Origin of the sequence: Burkholderia sp. HAN2018 (assembly GCF_024704855.1) — a bacterium.
Classification (GTDB): domain Bacteria; phylum Pseudomonadota; class Gammaproteobacteria; order Burkholderiales; family Burkholderiaceae; genus Burkholderia; species Burkholderia cepacia.
In genome coordinates, this window is sequence record NZ_QOBB01000385.1 from 1 (window position 1) to 3,881 (window position 3,881).

Consider the following 3,881-nt stretch of genomic DNA (forward strand, 5'->3'; position numbering starts at 1 on the left):
GCCGCCCGTGCCGGCCGCCGACGGCGCGGCCGTCGTGCCGGTCGTCGCCGCGGCCATCGAGGCGCCGGCCACGACCCTCGACGATGACTACCGCTACCGCCTCGCGCGCAAGGACGTGCACATCGCGTTCGCGAATCTCGGGCAGGCGTTCCAGCGGATGATGATCGAGCCGAAGGCGCACCAGCGCTTCGTGCCGGAACTGAACGACCTGCTCGTGCAGACCCACGTGCTCGGCGCGCAGATCACGGCGGCCGCGCCGCTGATCCGCACGGCCTGCGCAGCCGACGGCAACATCCTTCACGACGATGCGCTGCACCGCGGCCTCGCCGCCGTGCTCGACAATCTCGAGAAGGCCGAGGCCGGCGAGCCGCCGCCCGCCGATCAGCTCGACGCGTCGAAGCAGATCACGCGCGACCTCGACGCGATGGTCGTGTCCGCGGAGAAATCCGATGCGGTGGGTGCCGAGCTCACGCACGACCTGAAGGTACTCGCACATCAGTGCAAGCAGATGCTCGCGTCGTCGCTGCTGATCCGCAAGGATGCGAGCGTGATTCGCCTGCCCGCCTGACCGCGGCTTTACCCCGCCGATGGCCGGCCCGCGCATGCCGCGGATCGGCCACCGGCGCTCCCCGATTCAGCGATCCCCGAAGCATGACTCGAGCGTTCCAGGCGGCCCGCGCCTTCCATGCGCGACCGCCCTGCCCCCTGTTGCGCCCGTCGCGCCAGTCAGGGAATACCCGATTCCGGTCATCCGGCCCGGCTTGTTATCATTCGTTCACATTCAAGTTGTATAGACAACTTGACGCAATCGGACCGGCCCCGCTCGCCCGGTCCGTCGCATAACGATATCGGAGACACGATGAAAAACTTGCAGCGCCACCTGAGCGCGCGGCACATCCGCTTTCTCGCGCTGGGTTCGGCGATCGGCACGGGCCTGTTCTACGGTTCGGCGTCCGCGATCCAGCTCGCGGGCCCGGCCGTGATCCTGGCGTACATCCTGGGCGGCGCGGCCGTCTACATGGTGATGCGCGCGCTCGGCGAGATGGCCGTGCGCGAACCCGTCGCCGGCTCGTTCGGCCACTATGCGACCGAGAACCTCGGCCCGTTTGCCGGCTTCGTCACCGGCTGGACCTACACGCTCGAAATGGTGATCGTCGCGATCGCCGACATCACGGCGTTCGGCATCTACATGGGCTTCTGGTTTCCGGATGTCCCGCAATGGATCTGGGTGCTCGGCGTCGTCGCGATCATCTGCGGGCTGAACCTGTGCCACGTGAAGGTGTTCGGCGAACTCGAGTTCTGGCTGTCGATCATCAAGGTCGGCGCGATCGTCGCGATGATCGGCGGCGGCGTGGCGATCCTGCTGACCGGCATGCACTTCGGCCATTCGGCCAACGTGCCGACGTTCGCGAACCTGTGGAACCATGGCGGCTTCCTGCCGAACGGCGTCGGCGGGTTGATCGCGTCGCTGTCGGTCGTGATCTTCGCGTACGGCGGGATCGAGGTGATCGGGATGAGCGCCGGCGAAGCCAAGGATCCGGAGCGCGTGATTCCGCGCGCGATCAACGCGGTGCCCGCGCGCATCCTGCTGTTCTACGTGCTGACGATGGTCGTGCTGATGTCGATCAGCCCGTGGACGGGTGTCGGCAGCGACGGCAGCCCGTTCGTGCAGATCTTCTCCGCGCTCGGAGTGAAGTCCGCCGCGACGATCCTCAACCTGGTCGTGATCAGCGCGGCGATCTCCGCGATCAACAGCGACATCTTCGGCGCGGGCCGGATGATGTTCGGGATGGCGCGCCAGGGCCAGGCACCGCGCGTGCTGATGACGACCTCGCGGCACGGCGTGCCGTGGGTCACGGTGCTCGTGATGGCGGTCGCGCTGCTCGCCGGCGTGCTGCTCAACTACCTGATGCCGAAGGACGTGTTCCTGATGGTCGCGGCAATCGCGACGTTCGCGACCGTGTGGGTCTGGCTGATGATCCTGCTGTCGCAGGTCGCGATGCGCCGCCGGCTGTCGAGCGCCGAAGTCGCGGCGCTGAAGTTCAAGGTGCCGTTGTGGCCGGTCGCGCCGGCGCTGACGATCGCGTTCATGGGCTTCGTGATCGTGATGCTCGGCTGGTTCGAGGACACGCGTGTCGCGCTGTATGTCGGCGCGGCGTGGCTCGCGCTGCTCGCGGTCGTGTTCTACGCACGGATCCGCCCGAAATTCGCACCTGCGTCACGTTGACGCACGGCTGATCTGCGTACGCGGCGCGCCGGTTCCGGCGCCCGCTTCGTTCCCGGCTCCGCGCGGCATCTGCCGCGCCAACAGCCGGGCACTCGTCCCCTTCACCTCGACGCCACGCGCGCGGCCCGCCGGGCCGCGCATCGGCACGTCAGTGCGACGCGGCGCTCGCGGCCTCGGCCGGATGGGCTTCGTCGTACGCGTGCTTCTGCGAAATCGCGTTGTACAGGATCGTCCCGATCACGAGCAGCACGGCCACGACGATCAGGATGCTCACGTTGCGGACTGGGTTCTTCTTGCGCTGATCGTTCATGGTCGGGGCGACTCCGTCAAATTCATCGAAGCGGGCATTCTACGCGCTTGCGCCCGTCCCGCGACGCCCCGTTTCCGCTCCCCTTTCCCGTCCTCCGCCTGCCCGTCGTTATCTTTCATTTGATAACGGTTCCCATTTCGATCTAGAATCCAGAGTCTTTCATTTTGTAATATTCCGGGTCGCTCGAGCGGCAGGCGCGCCCCGGAACGCTCCCTTCGTCCACCTGCCCCTCCGGAGTCTTCATGTCGAATCCGCGCACCCGCCTGCTGCCGCTCGCCGGCGCCCTCGCCCTTGCCGCCGCTGCCTTCGCGCCGCTGGCCCACGCGGCCGAGGAAGTCAGCCTGTACACCACTCGCGAACCGAAGCTGATCCAGCCGCTCATCGAAGCGTTCACGAAGCAGAGCGGCGTCAAGGTCAATACGGTGTTCGTGAAGGACGGCCTGCTCGAGCGCGTGAAGGCGGAAGGCGCGCAGTCGCCGGCCGACGTGCTGATGACGGTCGACGTCGGCAACCTGCTCGATCTCGTCGACGGCGGGCTCACGCAGCCGGTGCGCTCGAAGACGCTCGACGACGCGATTCCCGCGAACCTGCGCGGCGCGAACGGCGACTGGTACGCGCTGTCGCTGCGCGATCGCGTGCTGTACGTCGAGAAGGACCTGAAGGTCGATGCGTTCCGCTACGAGGATCTCGCCGATCCGAAATGGAAGGGCAAGGTCTGCATCCGCTCGGGCCAGCATCCGTACAACACGGCGCTCGTCGCGGCGATGATCGCGCACGACGGCGAAGCCGCGACCGAGAAGTGGCTGCGCGGCGTGAAGGCGAACCTCGCGCGCAAGGCGACGGGCGGCGACCGCGACGTCGCACGCGACATCCTCGGCGGCATCTGCGACGTCGGCCTCGCGAATGCTTACTACGTCGGCCACATGAAGAATGCGGAGCCCGGCAGCGACGCACGCAAGTGGGGCGATGCGATCAAGGTCGTGCGGCCGACGTTCGCGAACGCGAAGAGCGGCGGCACGCACGTCAACATCAGCGGCGCGACGGTCGCGAAGCACGCGCCGCACAAGGCCAACGCAGTGAAGCTGCTCGAATACCTCGTGTCGCCGGAAGCGCAGGCGCTGTATGCGCAGGCGAACTACGAATACCCGGTGCGCGCGAACGTGAAACTCGATCCGGTGATCGCCGGCTTCGGCACGCTGAAGATCGACCCGCTGCCGCTGGCGGACATCGCGAAGCATCGCAAGCAGGCGAGCCAGCTCGTCGACAAGGTCGGTTTTGACAACTGACGCAACCACCGCCGGCGCGCGCCGCGTGGCGTGCCGGCCGCGCCTGCTGCCGCGCGCG

General features: G+C 67.4%; 3 protein-coding genes and 1 pseudogene. 3 read left to right on the forward strand and 1 reads right to left on the reverse strand.

Features of this window, described 5'->3' with window-relative positions; translation table 11 throughout:
- Both DPV74_RS39775 and DPV74_RS39780 read left to right on the forward strand, forming a co-directional pair.
- Window positions 1–568, forward strand: a pseudogene (locus tag DPV74_RS39775) (hypothetical protein); the annotation flags it as partial.
- A 291-nt stretch (window positions 569–859) separates the two neighbouring features.
- Entirely contained in the window at window positions 860–2,227 is a 1,368-nt protein-coding gene (locus tag DPV74_RS39780; RefSeq protein WP_060357395.1) for an amino acid permease, read from the forward strand.
- 148 nt (window positions 2,228–2,375) lie between these two features.
- On the opposite strand, the gene DPV74_RS39785 is transcribed toward DPV74_RS39780, so the two are convergent.
- Window positions 2,376–2,537, reverse strand: coding sequence for a hypothetical protein (locus tag DPV74_RS39785; RefSeq protein WP_006476417.1), 162 nt, complete (start codon window positions 2,535–2,537; stop codon window positions 2,376–2,378).
- A 242-nt stretch (window positions 2,538–2,779) separates the two neighbouring features.
- Between DPV74_RS39785 and DPV74_RS39790 the strand changes: the two genes are divergently transcribed.
- Window positions 2,780–3,823: a Fe(3+) ABC transporter substrate-binding protein gene (locus DPV74_RS39790; protein WP_060221621.1), complete on the forward strand. Its 1,044-nt coding sequence runs from the start codon at window positions 2,780–2,782 to the stop codon at window positions 3,821–3,823.
- The last annotated feature ends 58 nt before the right edge of the window (window positions 3,824–3,881 follow it).

Bases quoted from the DNA above. Each gene is read 5' to 3' on its own strand.
- DPV74_RS39780 (WP_060357395.1), top strand. From the start codon at position 860: ATGAAAAACTTGCAGCGCCACCTGAGCGCGCGGCACATCCGCTTTCTC.
- DPV74_RS39790 (WP_060221621.1), top strand. From the start codon at position 2,780: ATGTCGAATCCGCGCACCCGCCTGCTGCCGCTCGCCGGCGCCCTCGCC.
- DPV74_RS39785 (WP_006476417.1), bottom strand. From the start codon at position 2,537: ATGAACGATCAGCGCAAGAAGAACCCAGTCCGCAACGTGAGCATCCTG.